Annotated in this window: 1 pseudogene; it reads right to left on the reverse strand. The window is 69.4% G+C overall.

The window, feature by feature from the left end:
- A pseudogene (locus BFF76_RS30550) lies at positions 1 to 661 on the reverse strand (hypothetical protein); the annotation flags it as partial.
- Between the last annotated feature and the right edge of the window lie 218 nt (positions 662 to 879).

An 879-nucleotide genomic window follows, 5' to 3' on the forward strand; every position in this document is an offset into this window, starting at 1 on the left:
CCTCCTCGGCCTCCACGGTCTTCTGACGCTCCGCGGCTTCCTGCTCCCACTGGGCGGCGAGCTGCTGCGCGGCAGCGGCCGTCTCGTCCTGGCACCTGCGGCACTCGCCGCTCTCCGGGATGTCGCCCTTACCGGGAGCGTGGCAGATGGTGCACTCCCACCAGCCGGGACGGTGCGGTGCCTGCCGGACGGTGCCGGTGTTCCTGCCAGCCTCTGCTGCTGCCTTCTTCGCTGCTCGCCGGTCGGCCCGTCGCGTCTCGCACACCCGGCACTCCTCACCCGTGTCGATGTTGAATCCGTCCTCGCACCGAGGATGTGTGCACTCGCCGGCCTGGACTAGCGCAACCGCGACACCCACGGCGCTGCCGATGCCCTTGCCGTCGATGGAGTGCAGCGCTTCGGCGTACCCGTGCTGAACCCAGCGGCGAGCCGCCCGGTCGATGATCTGCGCGGTGGTGCGTCCGGCCATAGCGGCGAGGAACTGAGAGCGGTTGCGCTTCGGCACGGTGCGGTAGGGCAGCAGCTCCACCAGGGCAGTAGGCAGGGAGGCGGCGATGGCCTTGACCACGGCTACCTGCTCGCCGGTCAGCTCCTGGCGCTCGGTCCGCTGCTGCGGGACATCCGTCCCGGCCGGGGCCGCGCCCTGGTCCTCCGATGACAAGCTCTCTTTCCCGGACGCGGCGGAGCCGCCATTCACGGGCCCGCACGCGCTACTACCTGCACCAGTCCTACGGACGTCACCGGCGCTACGCGCCGAAGGCGCTCGTGTGGGTTCTGTTTTGAGGGTTGTAGATGTGGATTCAAGGGGTGACGCCAGCGACACCGGGGGGGGTGACATCTGTGTCATCGGGGGGGGTGACATCTGTGTCACCCCCTTTC

Source organism: Streptomyces mutomycini (assembly GCF_001700505.1).
Classification (GTDB): domain Bacteria; phylum Actinomycetota; class Actinomycetes; order Streptomycetales; family Streptomycetaceae; genus Streptomyces; species Streptomyces mutomycini.